The sequence below is a fragment of the Armatimonadota bacterium genome (genome assembly GCA_028871815.1).
Taxonomy (GTDB): domain Bacteria; phylum Armatimonadota; class Chthonomonadetes; order Chthonomonadales; family Chthonomonadaceae; genus REEB205.
The window spans coordinates 94,240-115,285 of the sequence record JAGWMJ010000004.1 but is presented as its reverse complement, the minus strand read 5'-3'; the positions used below and the strand labels follow the sequence as shown (position 1 = coordinate 115,285).

Genomic DNA, 21,046 nt, shown 5'->3' with positions numbered 1-21,046 from the left:
AAGGCGGGGTATGCGTCGGCGCGCAGGCTGCGCGCCTGAAGCAAAGCGGTACCGTCTTCATTTTACCGCAGGCGTACCATGGGCGGTGTGGTACGTAACGTATCTAAAGCACGATGAATCCACGGACGGGTATAATGTACGGTTACACAGTGGTTAAGCCAGAGCGCACGGCGCTTTCTAGAGAGAGGTTCGAAAATGCCTGCCGGTAGCGCCGCATGGAAGCGATGCCTGATCATCGGCGCCTCGTCCGGAATCGGCGAGCAGCTTGCGCTGCAGCTGGCAGATAGCGGATGCGACCTCGCCCTGGTCTCCCGGCGACAGGTTGAGTTGGACCTCGTTGCAGCTGCCTGCTCTACCCGTTCCCGAACCAGCCGTCTGTTTGTGCACTCTCACGACGTCCGGCACTTCGACGAGGTACCCGGGCTGTTTCAGGAGATCGCTCGCGAACTTGGCGGTCTGGACATGGTGATTTACTCGACCGGCGTTTTGCGCGTAACTGGTGCGGACGAGTACGATTTCGAGATCGATCGAGAGGCGGTGGAGGTGAACCTGTTAGGCGCGATGGCATGGCTAAACGAAGCGGCGCTTCGCTTTCAGGCTGCGCGCGCCGGCACCATCATCGGCATCTCCTCCGTGGCCGGTGAGCGCGGACGGCGAGGCAGTCGCGCCTATGGCGCCGCGAAAGCCGCACTTACGCAATACCTGGAGTCGCTCCGAAACAGCCTTACGCGCTACGGAGTAAACGTGGTGACGATCAAAGCCGGCCCGGTTGCCACGCCGATGACCGAGGGAATGGGAAAATTGCCATTAATTATTCCTGCCGATGTAGCGGCAAAACAGATACTTCGGGCGGCGCATGGCCGCAGCCGCGAGGCGTACGTGCCTCGTGCCTGGGGCGCCTTGACGCCGGTGCTGCGCATTATCCCTTCGCCGGTATTTCGAAAGCTGAGCATTTAGCTTGCGTCATCAGGTCGTGATGCCTTCATCTTGCCTGGCTATGGGCATCCATGCAGGTATTCGGTCACGATGATGCCGGCCAGACCTGGAGTTGCGTGCGTGGAGCGAAACAGGGCCGTACCGGTGGACCGGCTGGAGCGGATTAACTCGTGGGGTAATAATGCCAGCGCGATGGCGTACGTATTCCGCCCATCCACCGTTGAAGCGGCCGGAGAGTTGTTTCAGCTTGCAACAAGGCGCCGCATACCGGTGGTTCTTCGCGGCGGCGGCTGCAGCTACGGAGACGCATCGCTGCTGGCTGAGGCGATTTGCCTCGACACAACGCGCATGGCGCGCATACTCGCATGGGATCCAACAACCGGCGTTATGGATGTTGAACCGGGCGTGACCTTCGCGGCGATGTGGGCCGCCTCAATAGGTGACGGATGGTGGCCGCCCGTGGTACCGGGCACCATGGCCGTAACGGCCGGTGGCGCCGCATCGATGAATATCCATGGCAAGAACAACTGGCGTACCGGCGTATTTGGTGAACACATCCTGGAGGCCGACCTACTTTCGCCGGATGGCACCATTCACAGCCTCGACAGCGCCGCTGGATCGGCGCTGATGCGTGCGGCCATCGGCGGCGCGGGCTTGCTTGGCCTGTTCACGCGATTGCGCATCCAGATGAAGCGCGTGCATTCCGGCATGCTGCACGTAACGCCATTCGCCACCGGAAGTTTTGAGGAGACGATCGCCGCGTTTGAGGCTCGCCTGGATCGGGCCGACTACCTGGTAGGCTGGGTCGACTGCTTCACAACGGGCGCACACGCAGGCAGGACGCTGGCGCACGAAGCAGCGCACCTGCCTGAGGGCCTGGACCGAGAGCCGGCACAAACACTGCGCATTGACAGCCAGAACCTGCCCGATACGCTGTTTGGAGTGCTACCCAAGTCACTGATGTGGCGGCTGATGCGGCCAATGGCAAACCGCCTGGGTGTCCGCGCACTTAACGCGGCGCGCTTTGGCGCCGCACATGGTAAGACCAACAGCTACCGGCAGTCGCACGCAGCATTTGCATTCCTATTGGACTACGTGCCGAATTGGAAGCGGATATATGGAGCGCGCGGGCTGGTGCAGTACCAGAGTTTCATTCCACTGGCCGAGGCCGCCGCATGCTTTCGCCGTCAGATCGAAGTGTGCCACAGGTTGCGCCTTGAGCCATGGCTTGGCGTCATCAAACGCCACCGCGCCGACTCGTTTTTGCTCAGCCACGGTGTTGACGGGTATTCGCTGGCGCTGGACATCGCGGTGCCCGCCGACTGGAACCGGTTAGCGCGCCTGGCCGATGCGCTCAATGAAACGGTGCTAAAGGCAAATGGCCGCTTCTATCTGGCAAAGGACAGCACGCTCACGCCGGCAGCGGCCCGCGCCTGGCTGGGCGACGCAGCGCTGGGGCAGTTCCTGGCACACAAACAGGCACTGGATCCCGGCGCCGTTTTGCAATCGGCGCTGGCGCATCGCATTGGTCTGTTGGCACACTAACCATGGCACGAATTCGCCTGATCAATCTGGGATGCGCCAAGAACGAGGTAGATGCCGAGGAGATACTTGGCCTCATGGAGGCGGCAGGACACGCGGCAACACCGGCCGATGATGTCTCCTCCATCGAGGGCGACTGCGATACCCTGGTTATCAACACCTGTGCGTTTATTCGCGCTGCGCAACAGCAGAGCGTGGATACCATTCTTGAGGCGATAGAAAAGAAGAAGCGTGGGGAGGTTGGTAGGGTTGTGGTTGCCGGCTGCCTTGCGCAGCGGTACGCGCGTGACCTGGCCGCCGAGTTGCCGGAGGTTGACGCATTTGTAGGCACGGGCCAAATGCAGGCCGCAGCTGCAGCTGCCGAACCGACGCTCATTCGGTTGGACGCTATCGCCGGCGTGCCGGAGCTGCCGCATCACCGCTGGCTGGATGTTCCAACGCGGCGCCGGATAGGCGCGCCGTGGTCCGCGTGGCTGAAGATATCCGAGGGGTGCGACCACGCATGCACGTTTTGTGCCATCCCGTCGTTCCGTGGCAAACACCAGAGCAAGCCATTCGAAGTAATCGTTCAGGAAGCTGCGTCACTCGCAGAGTCCGGCGCTCGGGAGATCAACCTCATCGCGCAGGACACAACCCAATATGGGTACGACCGCTACGGCAAGCCGCGCCTGCCGGAGCTGCTGCAGGAGTTGGGGCGCATCCACCAGATTCGATGGATCCGAATCTTCTACGCGTATCCGTCTCGCGTTACGGCGGCGTTCATCCACGCAATGGCCACGGTGCCAAACGTTTGCCACTACCTGGATATGCCACTTCAGCATGCGGATGACGCGGTGCTGAAAGCCATGCGTCGGCCGCTTTCCTACCAGCGAAACCTGGCGCTGGTGGCGCGCCTGCGGGCGGCAGTGCCGGACATCGCGCTTCGAACCACGGTCATCGTGGGCTTTCCAGGTGAAACACTGGAGCAGTTCAGCACGCTGGAGCGTTTTGTGGAGGAGGCGGCGTTCGACCACGCGGGTGTCTTCGAGTACTCTGTGGAGGAAGGCACGCCTGCGGCGATGCTGCGTCCACGAGTACCCGCACGTGAGAAACATCGACGGCGCAGCGCCATTATGCGCCTCCAGCAAACCATCTCACTTCGCAGAAACCAGGCTCTCGTCGGCTCCGAGGTGGAGGTCCTGATTGAGGCCATCGATGCAGCCAACCCGAGCTGCCGGATCGGCAGAACGTGGCGCGATGCTCCGGAAGTAGATGGCTCAGCATTGGTAACCGGCTGCACCGCGGCGCCCGGAACATTTGTGCGCGTTCGAGTAACAGAAGCTGGCCCTTACGATATCCGATGTGCGGCTCTGCCGCACAGAGCGGATTCGGCGGCAGCTTGCGCGGCGGCATAAAGTGCCGTTCGGCGCGGAAAAGAGCGAGAGGAGAAGAATCGTGCCAACAGCCGTTCGAGAAACCGCAGAGGCGGTAGACGCATTGGATGCTCTGGCGCTGACGCTCGTCGGCGATCAGGTGTATCATACCGTTCTGGAATTGTACGGTATCGCAAAAACAGGTGACATCGCCAGGTCGCTCAACAACTCCGCGATCGATGCACGCCTGTGCCGGGTTGCTCTTGTGGTGGATCGGCGGATCCGCCTCGTCGACCGCAAGTGGTGCACCCGGGCCAGCGATGTACCTAGAGAGACCAGCGTTCACAACGCGATTACCGGCATTCTGGAAGAGGCCGGTGTACCGCTTGCAGTGACGTTGATCGCGAGTCAGCTGCGACACATCTATGGCCGACCCGTCGAAGTACTGGAGACGATGCTGGAGCGCCTTGCGAGCACATCCAGACAGTTTTTTGTAATGCCCGGCGGCGAACTGGCTCTCGGTTCCTGGCTGCTGAACACGGAATGCGCTGCCGGAATGGAGCCGGAAGCTGCCTGGGATCAGATCCTCTTCGAGAACTTTCTTGAGGACGAGCCCATGGATGCGCTGCTTGGTGAAGCAGACGCGCTGGGCTGGCAGGCGGCTATGCCGGACTCAACAGCGCGGTTGGTGGATGACCTGGACCGGCCCGTAAGCAACAAGGTACTTCAGGCCCTTTCGTGGCGACATCTTCAGGCAGAGTTTGACGCCGAGGCTCTGTACCAAACCTTGTGGCTGGCTCCCGGTATTAGCCTGCTTTCAAGCGGCCACTGGATTGGGTCGAAGTTACGCACACGGCTGGAGGCAGAATTTGCGCGGCTCTCCGAACTGGAGGTCAGCGAGGCTGCAGAAGCTGAGGCGGAACAGGCCGCACGCCCCCTGGAGCTGACACCCGACGATCGAGAACGGATCGTGCGCATCATCCTGGACAGCGAGACGTCGGTGCCGGCAAGCCAGATTCTCGAGGACGTATTCGAGATCACGCCGGACTATCGCATCTATCCCACCGATATGAAGACTGTGATTGGCGCCTTGCAAGAGGATAAGCGTATCTCGTGGGTTGGCGCGGATCGATTCGTCAAGCCTGGCGTGGTGCCACCATACGTTTTCGGTGTGCCGCAGTTGCTGCGCATTCCCGACACCGCATATCTGGATGCGGAAGGCCAGCCGGTCGACATCCTGCTGCATGATGAAGGGCTGGAAGCAGGCCTGCAGCGCGAGATTCTGGATCCATTCTGCCAGGATGTGCTGGACGAGGAGGCGCCGCCGCCGCCGGATCCAAATCCGCCGACCAACGCCCGTGCGGTGGTCAAGTATCATCACAAGCAATTAGGCACCATGCCGATGTGTCAGTTCCCATCCGGATTCTTTCCACCGGAGCCGAGTATTATCGAGGCTACATTCCTTTTGGGCGGTGGCCATCGTGTTCAGGTGTATATCAATAATGAAACGCGCCTCGCGTATGGCCTCCTCGACTGGTTCAAGTCTATTCCGATGGATTCCGGCGCCACATTCATGCTGGAGCGGGAAGCGCCGGATCGGTACCGGGTGAGCTACAACGACGAGTCCGAGCACTCGCTGTTTATCAGCCGGAACCGCTTGACTGAACTTCTGGAACTGCAGCAGCGCGCCGATGCCGAGGGTATGCCCGCCTTTAACATCGTACGCGAGATTCTGGAGCACAACAAAAAAGGAACGGAGTTTGGCACTCTGTTTGCCGAACTTAATGTGGTTCGCCGCGTGCGTAGACGCCTGACCGCATCGCTGCTTTCCGAATACCAGTGCTTTGTCCAGCGGGGTAACGGTTGGGTGTTCGACCTGAAGAAGCTGCCACAGGGCTTCGACAAGTCGAAGAGGAAGTACGTGGCCAAGGTCGACCACCAATGATGACGGGCTCAGCCGCAATTCAAGCGATGGTCGGGCCCAAAGTGTACTCGCCTTGACGGTTCGCGTTCGGTACGCGCCGAGCCCAACCGGTCTGGCACATGTCGGCAACGTTCGCACGGCGATCTACAACTGGCTGTACGCGCGAAAGATGGGGGGAACCTTCATCGCGCGTCTGGAGGATACCGATCGCTCCGCAGAGCGTTATTCGCCGGAGGGTATTTGGGACCTCGAGGCGTCGATGCGGTATCTCGGCATCGTGCCGGACGAGTGGTGGGTTTCCGGAGGCCCACACGAGCCCTACGTGCAAAGCCGCCGGCTTCCCATCTATCTGGGGTACGCGGAACAGCTGCTGCAAAGCGGCGGCGCATATCGCTGTTACTGCACCCGCGAACGGCTGGAAGCGATGCGCACCGAGCAGCAGTTGATGAAGCAGCCGACCGGATACGATCGGCGGTGTCGCAACCTGTCGGTCGAAGAGCGCACGCGCCTCGATAAAGCCGGCACGCCCTCCGTGGTGCGATTGGCGATGCCGTTGGACGGCGAGACGGTGGTTCACGACCTGATCCGCGGCGAAATCCGGTACGACAACCGATCGCAGGACGACCAGGTGCTCTTAAAGTCGGATGGATACCCCACCTACTTTCTGGCCTGCGTGGTTGACGACCACTTGATGGGTATTACGCACGTAATCCGGGGCGATGACTGGCTTTCGAGCGCGCCGAAATTCGTCCAGGTATCTCGGGCGCTGGGTTGGGAGCCGCCGCCGCTCGCCCATCCTTCTCTGATAGTTGGTCCCGACCACAAGAAGCTGGGTAAGCGCCACGGCTCAACGCAGTTCGCTGAATTCGTAAGGGACGGCTACCTTCCGGAAGCGCTGTTCAACTTCCTGGTGCTGCTCGGTTGGTCGCCCGGTAGTGAACAGGTTGAGCTGCTCTCTGTGCCCGAGATCATCGAGCGGTTCGGTCTGGAGGGATTATCCGAACACCCCGCGGTTTTCGACTACGACAAACTGCGCTGGATGAACGGTCAATACATCCGAGCCAGCGAACCCGGCCGCATCATTGGCCTTTGCCTGCCGTATCTTTCCCAAGCCGGGCTCGTCTCCGACCGGCCAACCGAAGAAGAGTTAGCGTATGTACGGCGGGTGGTGCCTCTAGAGATTGAGCGACTCAAGACAATCGGCGAGATCACAGACCTGGTACGGTTCTTCTTCAAAGAACCGGCGTTTCCCGCCGAGTTTGATGACAAAGGCGTAAGAAAGTGGCTAAAGGCCGATTCTGCCGGATCCATTCTTGAGCGCCAGATGCTTGGATTTAAAGCGGTCGACGAATGGACACCTGAGCGCCTAGAGGAGATCACGCACGCTTCGGCGGAAAGCCTCGGCCTCCCATTTGGCCCAGTGGTGCACACCACACGGTTAGCCGCTACCGGTAGAACCACAGGTCCCGGACTGTTCGATACCCTCGACGTACTGGGGAGGGACCGAGTTCTCCGCCGACTTGCTGCGGTACAATCACAACTTCCGCTCGGTGCCGACACCGTAGAGGCCGGAGGAGACGCATGACTACAGAGCCCGGAGCGCTGGCCGCCATCGCACCCGACCTGATCGATATCAGCACGCTGTTTGGACCGTGGCCGATCGCGAGCGCCGACATGACTGCTGCCAGCCTGCTTCAACTGATGGCGCGCCACGGTGTCAAGCGCGCCTGCACGCTGTCGACGCTGGCCGTATTGCTGGATGCAGCGATCGGTAATACCGCTACGGGCGCCGCCTGCAAGGAGCATTCGGAACTGGTGCCCGCCACATCTCTAGACCCAACTCACCTTACGGCGAACGCAGCAGCCGTGCGAAGTCTGAAGCAGCAGGGATTCCGGTTGCTGCGCTTCTATCCAAATATACAGGGCTGGCCGGTAACTTCGGTGGCCTTCGCCGGTTTGGCACGCGAGGCAGCGGCGCAGGGGCTGCCGATTGCCGTGCAGGTAGACCGGCCGGGCATGGTGAGTGACCTGGCCCGCACCGTCGGCGGCACCGGCGACGTCATTCTCGTGGGTATCGACCTCAGGCTGGCGACGGAAGCCGTGGCTGCACTTGCCGACAAACCGACATGGAGCATTGAGACCTCTCAGCTCCACGCGACCGGGCTGATCGCCGCGCTCGCGGAACAACTGGGTGCGGACCGCCTTGTGTTCGGTACCGGCGCTCCCGCGCAGCCCGTGGCTGCCGCCGCGACAGCTCTGCTGCGCGCAGCCCTGCCGCCAGGCGACACGCAAAAGATCGCAGCGGGCAACGCACGCCGCATTCTAAAACTGGACGCTTGATCCGAAGGAGGCGACCCCATGGCGGTTTTCGATTGCCACACCGTAGTTGAGGGCTATGCGCTCGACGGCGTGGCCAACACGCTGGAGCAGCTCAACTCCTTTTTGAAGGATGCCGGCGTGAACCAGGCACTCGTCGCCTCACGTCGAGCCATGTGGGCCGATCCGGTCGCCGGAAATCGGATACTGAATGCGATGCTGGAACACGCCGAGGGCCTGTACGGTTGCGTGGTGGCTCATTTGAACCGCGTAGAGGATTCGGTAATTGCCATTCGGGATTTGCTGGGCAGTCGACGGTTTCTGGCGGTGGCGCTGCAGCCGGCGCATCCGGGCGAACCGCTGCCGGTTCTGGTTGCCGATGAAGTCCTGAATGCCTGCCGCCGATTCCAGAAGCCCATTCTGGTGCCGACAGCCGATGCGAGGGGGGTTGAAGTGGCGCTGCAGCTGGCGAAGCAGTACAGCATGCACCGCTTTGTTTTCCTCGGCATGGGCGGAGCCGACTGGCGCTCGGCCATCGCCGCAGCACACCAATCGGTGAATATCACATTGGAAACATCCGGACCAATGGACCGCGCCAAGGTTCCGGCCGCAGTGGCTGCCCTGGGTTCGCATCGGATCCTGTTCGGAAGCGGAGCGCCCGACTGCGATCCAGCGGCCGCGCTGGGTTTGCTCACCGATTCGGAGATCTCCGAGACCGATATGCGCCGCATCGTGCATGACAACGCTGCTCGGCTCTTCAATCTTGGAGGCGCTTCAGACTAGCACGAAGGCGACATGCGAAGCTCGTGTCGCGGGCACCGTGAAATAGCAGCATTTACGGCAACGTGAAGAGTCATCACTCGGGCCATATCGCGGGGCCGATGCGCGCAGACAGGCAAGGCCGCCGGCGATGACGGCCCGCCGGAACGGCCATGCCTGCTGGCGCCGGTCGCCAGCACCGAACGCGCCTGACACTTTGCGGCTGCGCCCCGCGCCCGTTGGTTAGCCCAAACCCGGTCCGCCCGCTCGGTGCGCTTGACCGATTGCCTGGAACCGGATAGAATCGCCGCGCGCGCTGCGCTCCTCCTTTGCCGTATGCCGAACGACTCCGATACTGAAGCCACGCCGATCGCGGCGCTGTCGCATTCGACTGCCGACCATGGCGCGACGCTGCAGTCCGGCCCTGGCGCAGACGCCGGCCTCGCCGCACTGGCCGCGCTGGCTTATGTGGTGTTCTACACCGTTACCGGGGTAATACCAAACGGCAGCATTTCGGTAGTTGCCGCAAGCACCTTTTTGTCGCTGCTTCTGGCCCTTATGTTTGCTGCCTGGGCCGGCCGCGCCTTGATGGAGCGGCGCATACTCTGGTTGAGCCTTCCGGCCACGCTGCTGCTGGCACTGCCGGTTGTCGCCGTTCCGCTGCTGCTGTTCCGCTTTCCGCACTGGTCGAGTTGGCCGGCGCTGGTGGCTGATACACGCTGGTACTGGTTGGCGGTAGCAATGGTGCCGGGGCTGCGCGGCCTGCTTCAGATTTGGCTGGCGGCCGCAGTTGGCGCTGCCGTGTCGCGCCTGGTGGGCGAAGTGAAACTTCTGCTGCCGATGGCGGTGGTTCTGGCTGCCGTGGACCTGTATGCCGTGTTCGGTGGCGGAGTCGTGGCTCAAGCCGTGCATAAGAAGTCGGGAGCGGCTGTTCACGCCATGCAGACCCTAACGGTACAGCTTCCATCCACTCATGGCGCGATGCACGGGGCGCACCCGATTGCTCTTACCGTCGGTTTTGCGGACTTTTTGTTTATCGCGCTCTTTTTTGCGTGCTTCAAGCGGTTTCACATACCGGCACGGCGTACGTTCTGGATCATGTACGTGGTGCTGGCTTTGTATTCCGCGCTGGTTTACCTGACCGGTATCGCGCTGCCGGCGCTAGTGCCTATAGCTCTCGTTGTGATAATATGCCACTCGAGAGAGTTCCGGTACGAGCGACAGGAGAAGATCGCGCTCTGCGCCGCAACGCTGGTTGCCGCTGCCGTCGGGCTGGCCTTTTGGCTGGCTGGACGGTGAGCAGCCCGAACAGGAACAGCGGGCTGCGATTTGAGGTGCTGGCCCGGGACGGCCGGGCTCGCAGCGGGCGCCTGACGCTGCCGCATGCCGAGCTGGAGACGCCGGTATTCATGCCGGTGGGCACGCAGGGCGCGGTCAAGGCGATGTCGGCCGGTGACCTCGATGCTCTGGCCTTCCGTATCATCCTTGGCAACACCTACCACCTGCATTTGCGCCCGGGTGAGGCGCTGGTGGCAGCCGTCGGTGGCCTCCACCGGTTTGAGGGCTGGGACGGCGCCCTGCTCACCGACAGCGGCGGATTTCAGGTTTTCAGTCTGGCGCGGCTGCGACGAATCCATGATGATGGCGTGGAGTTTCAGAGCTACATCGATGGCTCACCACGCCATTTCACGCCGGCGTCGGTGATGCATATCCAGCACATGCTTGGCGCCGACATCGCCATGGCATTCGATGAGTGTCCGCCCTACCCTTGCGAGCCGGACGAGATGCGCAATGCAATAGATCGCACGCATCGCTGGGCGGAACGGTGCAGGGAGGCGTGGGTCGCACAGGGAATGAAGACGGCAAGCGGTGATGCGCAGGCGCTCTTCGGCATCCTTCAGGGCGGCGTAGACGCTACATTGCGACAGGAGAGCGGCCGGATACTGGTGGCGATGGACTTTCCCGGCTATGCGATCGGCGGCCTGGCGGTGGGTGAAACGCCCGAGATGCGCAGCGCCGCCGTCGCATCTTCGTGCGAGGTTCTGCCGGAGGAGCGACCACGGTACCTGATGGGTGTGGGCACACCGCTGGACATTCTTGACGCCGTGCTGCGGGGAGTGGATATGTTTGACTGTGTGCTGCCGACGCGCAACGGGCGTAACGGGCAGCTGATCACATCGAGTGGACCACTCAATTTGAGGAATGCGCGATTTGCCACCGAGTTCTGCGCTCCAGATCCAGGCTGCAGCTGCGCGGTATGCGAGCGGTATACGCGAGCCTATATCCACCATCTCTTCAAGGCGAATGAAATGCTTGGACCGCGATTGGCAAGTTACCACAACCTGGCATTCTACGCAAACCTTATGCAACAGATCCGCGCGGAGATCGCGGCCGGCCGACTGCGGCAGTTTGCGGAGGAGTTTGGCGCGAAGTTTGGCGCGGCGTCGTCGTCGGCGGGAGAGATTTAGCTGTGACATCGCACGAAGCAGCTGATGCTGTCCCGAACGCGGCATCAAACCTCGTCACGCTGCGACAGGTACGTTCCAGTCGAAAGGTGAACGCCTATATCGAGAAGGCGAACGAGCAAATGGCAGTCATCGGTTACTCGGAGCACGGGCTGCGTCACGCGGGTCTGGTTGCCGGTATCGCGCGGAACATCTGCCTCGATCTGGGTATGGCGGAACGCGAGGCCGAGTTGGCCGGCATCGCCGGTTACCTGCACGATATCGGCAACTGCGTACACCGCGTATACCACCCGCAGATTGGCGCCGTAATGGCGTTTCAGCTGCTTGATGGTATGGCTATGATGGCCTACGAAACGGCATCCATCATCGGAGCCATTGGAAATCACGAGGAGCCGGAGGGTGAGCCAATAACGGACATCGCCGCAGCGGTGATTGTGGCCGACAAGAGTGACGTGCACTATACGCGCGTGCAGAACCCGGACCGCGCTACATTCGACATCCACGATCGCGTGAACTTCGCTGTCCGCAAGTCGCACATGGATGTCAACCGCTCCGAGCGCTTGCTGAGCTTGCGGCTGGATATTGACACCCGTGAAGCTACCGTGATGGAGTATTTTGAGATATTTGTGATGCGAATGACGATGTGCCGTAAGGCCGCCCAGAAACTTGGGTGCCGGTTTGCCCTGATAGTCAATGGCGCAGAGCTATAGAAGGAGTTTAGATATGGTTCGTCTTTGGAGAGCCGTGACGGCGGCAGGTGCGTGTTTGGTCGCCTGCTGCAGCGCAGCTGCGGCGCAGCATCCCTGGGTGCACGTTTTCAATGGCACTGACCTTGCCGGCTGGCGCGAGGTCGGCGGCTCGGCGGTCACCTACAAGGTGGATCCCGGCGGCGTGCTGGAGTGTCCGGCAGGTTGCAACGATAACCTGTTTACCGAGAAGAACTACAGCGACTTCGCGTTTCGCTTCCAGTTCAAGCTGAGCCCCGCCGGCAATAACGGAATTGGCATTCGCGCTCCGTTCCAGGGCGATGCGGCTTACATGGGTATGGAAGTGCAGGTGTTAGACGACTCGTCGCCGGACTACGCGCACCTTGAGCCCGGGCAGTACCACGGCTCCATCTATAAGGTGTGGCCGGCGAAGCGTGGCGCCGAACGCCCGGTTGGCCAGTGGAACTCCGAAGAGATCGTTGCAAAGGGCCGCCATATCCGGGTAATCGTCAACGGCATCACAACGGTGGACGCATGGCTGAACCGCGTAACGGACCCACAGACGATGGCCGATCATCCCGGCATGCTGAGGTCGCAAGGCCACATTGGCTTCCTCGGTCACGGCCCAAGCACCGTATGGTTTCGCAACGTCTACCTGCAGGACCTGGGCCACCAGATGCGCGACAACCATCCGCCGGCAGGATTCAAGGCGCTCTTCGATGGGCACAGCTTACGCGGCTGGAAAGGCCTCGTCGCAGATCCACCAACGCGGCACAAGATGACGCCCGAAGCGCTTGCCGCTGCCACTAAGAAAGCGACCGCCGTGGCGTTTCAGCACTGGAAAGTGGCAGACGGGGCCATCACGTATGACGGGCGCAACAATAACCTGTGCACCGTCAAGCAGTATGGCAACTTTGAGATGATGGTGGATTGGAAGATACCCCCAAAGGGTGACAGCGGGATCTACCTGCGCGGCAGCCCGCAGGTTCAGATTTGGGACAATCCGCTGGGATCGGGCGGCCTCTACAACAACATCAAGGGACCCAGCAACCCGCTGGTATTCGCCGATCATCCCATCGGCCAGTGGAACCACTTCCGCATCGTGATGGTGGGTGACCGCGTGACGGTCTACCTGAACCACAAACTGGTGGTCAACAACGTTGTGATGGAGAACTACTGGGAGCGCAGCAAGCCGATCTATCCGGTAGAACAGATCGAGCTGCAGCACCACGGCTCACAGTTGTGGTTCAAGAATATCTACATCCGGCGTCTGCCCTGAGGTGACCGGTCTACGACGGGCGCCCGGCGCCGGCGTCGACGGTTGAACCGGCGTACTCCGGCGGGCGTGGCGGCAGCAGGTAGATCAGCGTCAATCCCAGGGCAATGGCAATTCCGGCCCCAGGGCTTACCTGCGTCACGGCAATCGCCACCGCATATACGGCGCACGAAGCGCAGAATTGAACGGTCATCTGCCGGATAAAGCCCTGCGTAAGGCGCTTATCAATCAACCGGCGACGTGACGTGGCGTAGAGCCAGCAGAGCAGCCACGTAGCTGCCGGCAGCAGCAGCCCGATCGCATAGAGGGTAACCGCGGCGCTTTGCTGGCTCGGCGCGGCAAAGTACTGCGCTACCACGGCCGTGGGGTATGGCAGAAAACAGATGCACATCAGAAACAGCACGTTGAGCAGATTGAAGGCGTGGTTGGTACGGACGTAGAGGCGGAAAATGTAGTGGTGGTTCGCCCAGTAGATGCCGATCATCACGAAAGTGAAGATGTAGGCGCCGTACGCCGGCCACTGGTTGACCAGTGCCCGCGCCAGCGCATGCGGCGGCGCGTTCGCTGGCAAAGTGGGCACGTGGATATCCAGGATCAACAGCGTGATGGCAATGGCGAAGACACCGTCGCTGAACGCCTGGATTCGCTCAGTGCCTTCCCGGGTTGGGTCGGCCGGCCGCTTCACGTCTCCCTCATGTGATCACCAGGGTGGTAACGCCCATGGTCACGCGATCTCCCGACCGCAGCCAGTGCTCCGCGACACGCTCACCGTTTACATAGAGTCCATTCGTACTCTTGCCGTCCTGGATCAGCCACTGGCCCTCTTCCTCGATGATCCGTGCGTGGCGCCGGCTCACGGAGTTATCGCGGCAGAGCGATATCTGCGCCTCCGCGGCTCGGCCGACGATGGCGCCCTGTCGAAGCGGAAATACCTCGCCGGCGTGAGGTCCGGCGACCGCCTCTACGCGGCCGAGCGGCGGCGCCACGCCGGTGCGGGCAGGCGCCGGTGGTGCAGGACGAACGTGGCCGTTGCGCTCTTCCAGGGCATCGGCGAGCCGGGCGCCAAGCGCGGCCTTCTTGAATTGTTTCACCAGGAAGCGCAGCATTACACGTTCCGCCGGTGCGGTTAACGTCCACCTCCTTCGTAGTAGACCCATCTGGCCGACGTTCGAAAAACGATCAATGCGGCAACCAGAGTGATAACGAAAAGCACCCATGCCATCGCGCATGCATAGCCCATGCGGAAGTACTGGAACGCATTCTGGTAGAGGTACAGGGCATAGAACAGCGTGGAGTTCGCCGGCCCGCCGGCATTGCCGTTCGAACCGGTCATCACGAAGGCCTGCGTGAAGTACTGAAAAGTGCCAATTACGCCAAGGATCAGATTAAAGAATATCACGGGGGATATCGACGGCAGCGTCACATTGAGCAGCTTTTGCCAGGGCGATGCGCCGTCCAGCTCGGCGGCTTCGTAAAGGTGCTGGGGAACGCCTTGAAGCGATGCGAGGTAGATCACCATTCCACCGCCAACGGACCACAAGTCCATCACAATAAAGCCGGGTTTGGCCCACATCCGGTCTGCCAACCACGCGGTGGTCTGAATATGAAACACCTGAAGCGTTTTGTTAACAAGGCCGTACTCCGGGTTAAGCAACCACAGCCACAAGATGGATGAGGCTACCGTTGGCACCACGGAAGGGAGGTAGTACAGCGTGCGAAACCAGGCCATGCCTTTCAGCTTCTGGTTGAGGAGCAGCGCTATCGCCAAACCAAAAACCAGCGACAAAGGCAACTCCAGAAACATGAAGCACGTGTTCCAGAGCGACTGGAGGAAGTATTCGCGATCGGTGAACAGATCGACGTAGTTTCGCACGCCAACCCAGTGCGGAGGGGTAAGCACACGGTACTGGCAAAAGCTGTAGTACAGCGATGCAAGAATCGGATAGAGCGTAAAGATCAGAAACCCAATGATCCACGGCGAAACGAAGACAAGACCAATGCGCAGCGCACGGGCATCTTGCCCCGACCGCGAGGAGGTTCGCCGTGCCGGCACGGTGGTCACGAGCGGTTCAGCTCGCTCTGAACACGTGTTTGAACACCTTGAAGCGCTGCGGTCGGCGACAGATCTCCGAGAAGCACGCGCTCAATCGCGTTGCTCATCTGGTTGTTATAGAGGCTGGCCACTGGCATGGGTGGAAAGCAGAGTGTTTGTGATCCAGCGGCCAGGTTGAGAAAGATGGCGTAACGACTGCGGAATGGCGCACCGGTACGCAGCGCAGGATCGCTCAGCACCGACAGGATGTTGGGCACATTGTTCATCCTGCGGGCGAACATTACCTGCGCCTCGCGCGACTGCGTCCACACCAGGAACCGCCAGGCAGCCAGTGGATGGCGGCTCTCCTTTGGTATACAAAAGACGTTGCCACCCACCCAGGTCGTTCCGAGCCGTTGCGGATCGGCGGCCGGAGGTGGAATCGGTGCAACACCGTAGTCCAGGCTCGGAGCGTAACGCGAAATCCAGTAGGGGTTCCATTCGCCGTTGATCATCATGGCTACCTTGCCGGTGAAGAACGGATTGCTGCCGCCCTGATCGCTGCCGAATCCCGTAGCGAACGCGTCCACAGACTCCGCGCCGCCCTCACGATCAACCAGCCTTTTGTACCAGGTCAATGCAGCGATATTGCCTGTGTCTGCAGCCGTTATCGTCCGACCGGAAGCATCGGCAAGCCGCCCACCGAAGAGCGCGCAGATGGTGTAGAGATCGCTGACGGGCCGCATTCCCAGCGTGCCAATAGCGCCCGCGGGAGTGCGCTTCGTAAGCCGTACCGCGTCGTTGGCGAGCTCCCCCAGTGTCTGTGGTGGCCGGTCGGGATTCAGTCCTGCTGCGCGAAATTCGGCCTTGTTCCAGAGCAGCGCCTCATCGTCGATGAGAAAAGGAATGCCGTAGAGATGGCCGTTGTACATGCACAGGCGCAGCGATGCCGGCACATAGTCGTGAGTTTTGATGCCGGATGCGGCAAAGCGCGAATCGAGCGGTGTCAGGGCGCCGTCCCGCGCCAGCGGACCGAGGTAAGAGGGATCCGAGAGTGTGAACAGGTCGGGCGGCACACCCGCTACTATCGCGCGTATCGTCTTGGTGTCGTCTGCGACGGCGCCCAGGTTTCGGATGTGCACGCCGGGGTGCAGCTGTTCATACCGTTGGAGCACCGCCTCGAAATTGCGCTCCTCCTGGCCACTCCACATCGACCAGACGGTGAACGACGTGCCGGCGGGGGTAGACCGACGCGGGCTGCACCCGGCGCCGAACAGAGAGGAAGCTGCCGCAAGGCCGATTGCGACACGAAGGACGATGCGGCCGGCAGCAGCCGTTTTCAAGCGGCCAGCGAGCATGGCCGGCGGCAGCGACGCTCCTCCCGAACCCCGTACCTTTGCGTGATCGGCATCGCTTCCCACCTGGCGCAACCACAAAGTTTGGCCGCTTGAGCCTGTGGCGCCTTGGCGCTTATTTTACCGGCTGGACTGGCCGGAACCGGCCGGCGGGGCGCGCCTGGCCGTGCAGGAACCGCGCCTCCGGCGCGCGAACAGACAGAACCGAGATGAGCTACTCCGACCCGTTCCGGTTTGCCGGCTGCTATGCCGCGATTGTGACGCCATTTGATGGCGAGGCCGCGGATTGCTCTGCGGCAGCACAACATGCTTCCTGGCTCCTCGAGCGCGGCGTGCGGGGTCTGTGCCCGTGCGGCAGCAGCGGCGAGTTCCTGGCTGTACATGAGCATGATCGGTACAGGCTTTACCAGTCGCTGGTAGCTGTTGCCGGGGCGAATGTGCCGGTTATCGCCGGCATCTGGCAGCCGACCATGCCGGGCGTGATCCGTGTTGCGCAGGCCGCGGCCGCCGCCGGCGCTGCCGCGCTCTTCCTGCAGCCCCCAATCTACTATCCCGTTGATGATTGCGACGTGTACCGGTGGTACACAGATGCCGCCGCCGCAGCCGCGCTGCCGGTGTTCGCGTACCACATTCCTCAGCAGGCTATCAATGGCATTTCGCTGGAGAGTTATGGCCGCCTGACGGATGACGGCATATTAAGCGGGATCAAGGACTCATCAGGCGATGAACGGCGAGTGGCGACGTTGATTGAAAAGTTCGGAGAGCGATCGCGCGTATTCGCGGGCGGCGATCACTTCTGTGCCCGCGCTGCAGAGCTGGGAGCCGCGGGGTTCATCTCGGCGCTGGCCAATGTGGCTCCCGAGCTAGTTTCGCGTATCTGGAGCGGCGAAAGGAATCTGCAGCCCCGCCTGACCGCGTTGCGTGACGCGGTTAAGCCACTTGGAACCGTGGCTGCGATCAAGTACCTGCTTGCAATGCGCGGACTGCCTGTCGGCACAGCGGTATACGGCGCCGGGCCGCCGACAACAGCCGAACAGGCAGAGTTGACACGCGTCTGGCACCAAACCATGGACGGCATCGCTGTGTGATAGCCCGCACCGGTATGCACGCAGGTTCGACGCGAACGCTCCAGCGCACCGTTGCAATCCTCGGTGCGTTGACGCCGCTTGCTGCAGCCGGCGCTCGGGGTCAGCCGGCGCCGCCCGCTCAGCCAGCCGAGTTTGAAGCGATAGCTGCCTCTCCTACGCAAATCCGCCTCTATTGGGCGGCCGACGCCGGCGCGACAGACTACGTTATAACTCGCGATGGACGCACAGTGGCGCACCTCCCGTCCAGCGCCAGAATCTGGACGGACGAAGGATTGGCGCCCGGATCGACGCACACATATTGCATCGCGGCGCAGGGCGTCGACGGGCGGAGCACGCCGGCCCTCTACGAAGAGCGTACCTTTGCGGAGTTTCCGGCGGCAACTCACGGACGTATGGGCACACGTCACTTCGACGTAGTAGTTGTGCAGGCCTCTTCAGGCGGCGTGGCGGCAGCCATCTCGGCCGCGCAGCTGGGCTTGAAGGTAGCGCTGGTTGAGCCAACAACACGGCTCGGTGGCATGCCTGTCAATGGACTGAGCGCGACCGATATCCGGCGAAACTACCACGCCGCCGGCTTTCTTTTGCGGTTTACGAGGCGCGTGCGGCGGATCTACGCCGCTGAAGGTATCCACACGAACGGATTCTCGTACGAGCCGCGTGTAGCGCAGCAGGCGATGAAATCGCTTCTGTACGGTACGCCGGGTATCACGATCTACCGTCTTGCCCGGCTTGAGTCGGTAGAGACATCCAGTTTCGGCCGGAGGAAGTTGCGGAGAGCCTGCAGCCCCTCTGGCGAGCCGTCGGAGTGGTTTGACTCGTTAGAGCGTACCGTGCCGCCGGCGCCAAGGCGCCGGGTAACCGGCGTGGTGATTCAGCAGCTTGGGTCCGACGGCAGGCCGACCGGCCAACGAGCGCTGCTGCAGGCCGGAGTGTTTGTTGATGCAACCGACTGTGGCGACCTGGCCGCTATGGCCGGCGCTCGATTCCGCATCGGGCGCGAAGCAGCTTCCATGCTGGACCCCCACGATGGCGTCATCTACTACGACAGAGCGGCAGACCGGTTGGAGGCGGGCACAACCGGCGCTGCAGATGCCAGGATCATGTCGTACGCCTATCTGCTCACCGTGAAGGACTACGGAAGCGGCACGGACCACACCATCCCGGAGCCGCCGGGTTATCACGAAGCCGATTACATCCATACGCCGCCATGGAAGCAATCGTGGGCGGTAACTTCGGGGAGGATGCCAAACGGCAAGTTCGAGCTCAATCAGCATCCGCAAGGAAACGACCTTCAAGCCATCAATTACGGCTATGCGGCCGGCAGTTATCAGGAGCGTGCGCGAATCGAGGCAATCTACAGGCAGCACATGCTCGGCTACCTCTACTATCTTCAGACCGCGCTCGGCCTTAAGCAGTTGGGTCTGCCGGACGATGAGTACCGTGACAGCGGAGGTTTTCCGCCGCTGCTCTATGTACGCGAGGGCCGTCGCATCGCAGGCGAAGAGACGGTGCACGAATGGGATGTGACCGACTCGAACGAGTTTGATCGCAGCGACAGTATCGGCATCGGTGACTATCCGATGGATTCCCATGCTGTGGAGCCCAAGACAGACTGGTCCCGGCCCGACATGGGAGAGGGAGAGTACTGGCTCTACCGCTACACGCCGGTACATGAGCTTCCGATGGGCATGCTTATTCCGCGCGACCTGGAGAACGTGGTGGTCACCACAGCCGTTTCGGCCACACATCCCGCATTTGGCACCTATCGCCTGGAGATGGTGCGCATGGAGTGCGGCGATGCGGCCGGCGCAATGGCGTGGCTGGCGCTGAGGTACGGGCTGCCGATATGCCGCGTTCCGGCGCGACAGGTGCAGGACATTCTGCTGCAGCCTGCGGCGGAGACGGGACGCGCAACCGATGCGCGGCTGGTGTACTACCGCGACGTGTCCCCCCAGGATCCCTGGTTCGACGCCATCCAGCGCCTCTCGGTGCGTGGCTTCCGGATCACCGGCTCGGCCTTTCGGCCACACGCAAACCTGACGCGGCATGAGCTGGGTCGGCTGCTTTGGGTGCTTGCAGCGCACGGCTTTGGCAGATCGGCTCCGGATGCGTGGAATGGCGGAAGTTGGCCGATGCAGTCACTTTCCAACGCCGCGGCAGTGCGTCTGCTGCAGGGGCCCGGCGGCGCCGGGATTGTGACCCGCGCACTGTTCATGCGTGAACTTGCATCCACCCTTGCCCTCAGCAGCGCCGGCGTCGACACATCGCTGTACGCCGACGTTCATGACCAGGCCACCGCGCGCGCCGGCGCCGAACTGGAGCGCCTGGGCATCGACTCGGAGCTATGGGACGCATGGAGCGCCCTGACGCCCAACGGCCATCTACTGCTGCAGCCCAACGAACCGGTAACGCGCGATGAGGCATTCGGCGCCATCTATGTGGCGCAAAAGAGCCTGGGACCGCTGTTCCTCGATCGGCCTGCCGATAGCTGGGCCGCCTGGCCATCCGGTGAACCAATGCGTAAGCGGGAGTCGCCGGCCAAACCGTATCGCGCGCCAGAGGGCGCCGGCAGGGTACAATAACCTGTGCCGATGTGTGCCCGAGTTGTGTCCGAGGCGGAGTAGATGCTGCGTTACCTGAATATCTTTGTTCTTATTGGTGTTGCCTTAATAGCCATTAGCCTTATCAGTTTTGCAACCGGCGGAAAGTTTCTTGAGTCGCCCGGACGCCCGGTAGACGCCTGGAGTTCGATAGTGTATCTGTTTGGCGGTGCGCTGATGCTGTTGAATGGCTATCTTTCGATGACACACACGGCCAAATCGCCATCCGCGCCGCAGGCACGTGGGGTCAGCAGCGACAAGTCGTCGGCGCACGGTACAGAGGTCCGCGGCAAGTAGCCGCATTGCAGGAGATGCTGGTAGATGCGTGAACCGGATAAAGAGGTTAAAGAGGTCAAGTGCTCGGAAACCGGCAAGGCGATGCCGAAGATTCCGCAATGGATGGCCGACGTGAAGGTAAAGTTCGTCTGCGAGGAGGTCCGGCAGCGACACACCTCGGCAGCGGGCCTGCCTCCGCTGCCCGAACGTCCTGCGCTGCTGACGATGCCGGCGCCGGTTCCTCACGTCGCCAGCCCGGATGATGTGGCGGACGAAGCCGACGTTGTCTTAGAGTCCGGGGTAGCATCCGGGCTTCACACCGACGAGGATACTGAGGAAGAGGTGTCGGAAGGCGACTTGCTGGATATTCCGGGAGTTGCCGACAGCGATGCTGGCGACGAACCGTAAGCTGGCTGCC

The 21,046-nt window shown here is 61.7% G+C and carries 19 protein-coding genes; 15 read left to right on the top strand and 4 right to left on the bottom strand.

Going from position 1 to position 21,046, the window contains the following annotated elements; all coding sequences use genetic code 11:
* Positions 1–195 precede the first annotated feature (195 nt).
* The 11 genes from KGJ62_06520 to KGJ62_06470 all read left to right on the top strand — a co-directional run bounded on the left by KGJ62_06520 (position 196) and on the right by KGJ62_06470 (position 13,280).
* Positions 196–957 carry an SDR family NAD(P)-dependent oxidoreductase gene (locus KGJ62_06520; GenBank protein ID MDE2126225.1) on the top strand — a complete coding sequence of 254 codons (762 nt, stop codon included), beginning with the start codon at positions 196–198 and terminating at the stop codon, positions 955–957.
* A 69-nt stretch (positions 958–1,026) separates the two neighbouring features.
* Complete coding sequence (locus KGJ62_06515) at positions 1,027–2,481, top strand: FAD-binding oxidoreductase (protein ID MDE2126224.1); 1,455 nt, start codon at positions 1,027–1,029, stop codon at positions 2,479–2,481.
* A 2-nt stretch (positions 2,482–2,483) separates the two neighbouring features.
* Complete coding sequence (rimO, locus tag KGJ62_06510; GenBank protein ID MDE2126223.1) at positions 2,484–3,872, top strand: 30S ribosomal protein S12 methylthiotransferase RimO; 1,389 nt, start codon at positions 2,484–2,486, stop codon at positions 3,870–3,872.
* A 40-nt stretch (positions 3,873–3,912) separates the two neighbouring features.
* Positions 3,913–5,775 (top strand): hypothetical protein, encoded by a 1,863-nt coding sequence (locus tag KGJ62_06505; GenBank protein MDE2126222.1) that lies wholly within the window; start codon positions 3,913–3,915, stop codon positions 5,773–5,775.
* 52 nt (positions 5,776–5,827) lie between these two features.
* The gene (locus tag KGJ62_06500) at positions 5,828–7,339 is read left to right on the top strand and encodes a glutamate--tRNA ligase (GenBank protein ID MDE2126221.1); all 1,512 of its coding nucleotides are present in this window, start codon (positions 5,828–5,830) and stop codon (positions 7,337–7,339) included.
* Positions 7,336–8,094 carry an amidohydrolase family protein gene (locus KGJ62_06495; protein MDE2126220.1) on the top strand — a complete coding sequence of 253 codons (759 nt, stop codon included), beginning with the start codon at positions 7,336–7,338 and terminating at the stop codon, positions 8,092–8,094. Before KGJ62_06500 ends, KGJ62_06495 begins: the two co-directional genes overlap by 4 nt.
* An 18-nt stretch (positions 8,095–8,112) precedes the next feature.
* Complete coding sequence (locus tag KGJ62_06490) at positions 8,113–8,853, top strand: amidohydrolase family protein (protein ID MDE2126219.1); 741 nt, start codon at positions 8,113–8,115, stop codon at positions 8,851–8,853.
* A gap of 252 nt (positions 8,854–9,105) precedes the next feature.
* On the top strand, positions 9,106–10,128 hold the full coding sequence (locus KGJ62_06485) for a hypothetical protein (GenBank protein MDE2126218.1): 1,023 nt from the start codon (positions 9,106–9,108) through the stop codon (positions 10,126–10,128).
* A complete protein-coding gene (gene tgt, locus KGJ62_06480; GenBank protein ID MDE2126217.1) occupies positions 10,020–11,297 on the top strand; it encodes a tRNA guanosine(34) transglycosylase Tgt in 1,278 nt (425 codons plus the stop codon). The genes KGJ62_06485 and tgt overlap by 109 nt, the downstream gene beginning before the upstream one ends.
* 119 nt (positions 11,298–11,416) lie before the next feature.
* Entirely contained in the window at positions 11,417–12,004 is a 588-nt protein-coding gene (locus KGJ62_06475) for an HD domain-containing protein (protein MDE2126216.1), read from the top strand.
* Between the two features lie 13 nt (positions 12,005–12,017).
* Positions 12,018–13,280, top strand: a complete 1,263-nt coding sequence (locus tag KGJ62_06470) for a DUF1080 domain-containing protein (protein MDE2126215.1) — start codon at positions 12,018–12,020, stop codon at positions 13,278–13,280.
* A 10-nt stretch (positions 13,281–13,290) separates the two neighbouring features.
* On the opposite strand, the gene KGJ62_06465 is transcribed toward KGJ62_06470, so the two are convergent.
* The 4 genes from KGJ62_06465 to KGJ62_06450 are packed head-to-tail and all read right to left on the bottom strand — an operon-like array spanning position 13,291 to position 16,730.
* On the bottom strand, positions 13,291–13,962 hold the full coding sequence (locus tag KGJ62_06465) for a DUF1211 domain-containing protein (GenBank protein MDE2126214.1): 672 nt from the start codon (positions 13,960–13,962) through the stop codon (positions 13,291–13,293).
* Between the two features lie 7 nt (positions 13,963–13,969).
* The gene (locus tag KGJ62_06460; protein MDE2126213.1) at positions 13,970–14,383 is read right to left on the bottom strand and encodes an FHA domain-containing protein; all 414 of its coding nucleotides are present in this window, start codon (positions 14,381–14,383) and stop codon (positions 13,970–13,972) included.
* 20 nt (positions 14,384–14,403) lie between these two features.
* Positions 14,404–15,330, bottom strand: a complete 927-nt coding sequence (locus KGJ62_06455) for a sugar ABC transporter permease (protein MDE2126212.1) — start codon at positions 15,328–15,330, stop codon at positions 14,404–14,406.
* Positions 15,331–15,335: 5 nt separating this feature from the next.
* A complete protein-coding gene (locus tag KGJ62_06450) occupies positions 15,336–16,730 on the bottom strand; it encodes an ABC transporter substrate-binding protein (protein MDE2126211.1) in 1,395 nt (464 codons plus the stop codon).
* Between the two features lie 143 nt (positions 16,731–16,873).
* Between KGJ62_06450 and KGJ62_06445 the strand changes: the two genes are divergently transcribed.
* Genes KGJ62_06445 through KGJ62_06430 form a run of 4 tightly spaced genes read left to right on the top strand, consistent with a single transcriptional unit; the run spans position 16,874 to position 21,036 of the window.
* A complete protein-coding gene (locus tag KGJ62_06445; GenBank protein MDE2126210.1) occupies positions 16,874–17,752 on the top strand; it encodes a dihydrodipicolinate synthase family protein in 879 nt (292 codons plus the stop codon).
* Positions 17,749–20,334 (top strand): FAD-dependent oxidoreductase, encoded by a 2,586-nt coding sequence (locus KGJ62_06440; protein MDE2126209.1) that lies wholly within the window; start codon positions 17,749–17,751, stop codon positions 20,332–20,334. The genes KGJ62_06445 and KGJ62_06440 overlap by 4 nt, the downstream gene beginning before the upstream one ends.
* Before the next feature lie 42 nt (positions 20,335–20,376).
* Positions 20,377–20,649, top strand: a complete 273-nt coding sequence (locus KGJ62_06435) for a hypothetical protein (protein MDE2126208.1) — start codon at positions 20,377–20,379, stop codon at positions 20,647–20,649.
* A 24-nt stretch (positions 20,650–20,673) separates the two neighbouring features.
* Entirely contained in the window at positions 20,674–21,036 is a 363-nt protein-coding gene (locus KGJ62_06430; GenBank protein MDE2126207.1) for a hypothetical protein, read from the top strand.
* Positions 21,037–21,046: the final 10 nt, after the last annotated feature.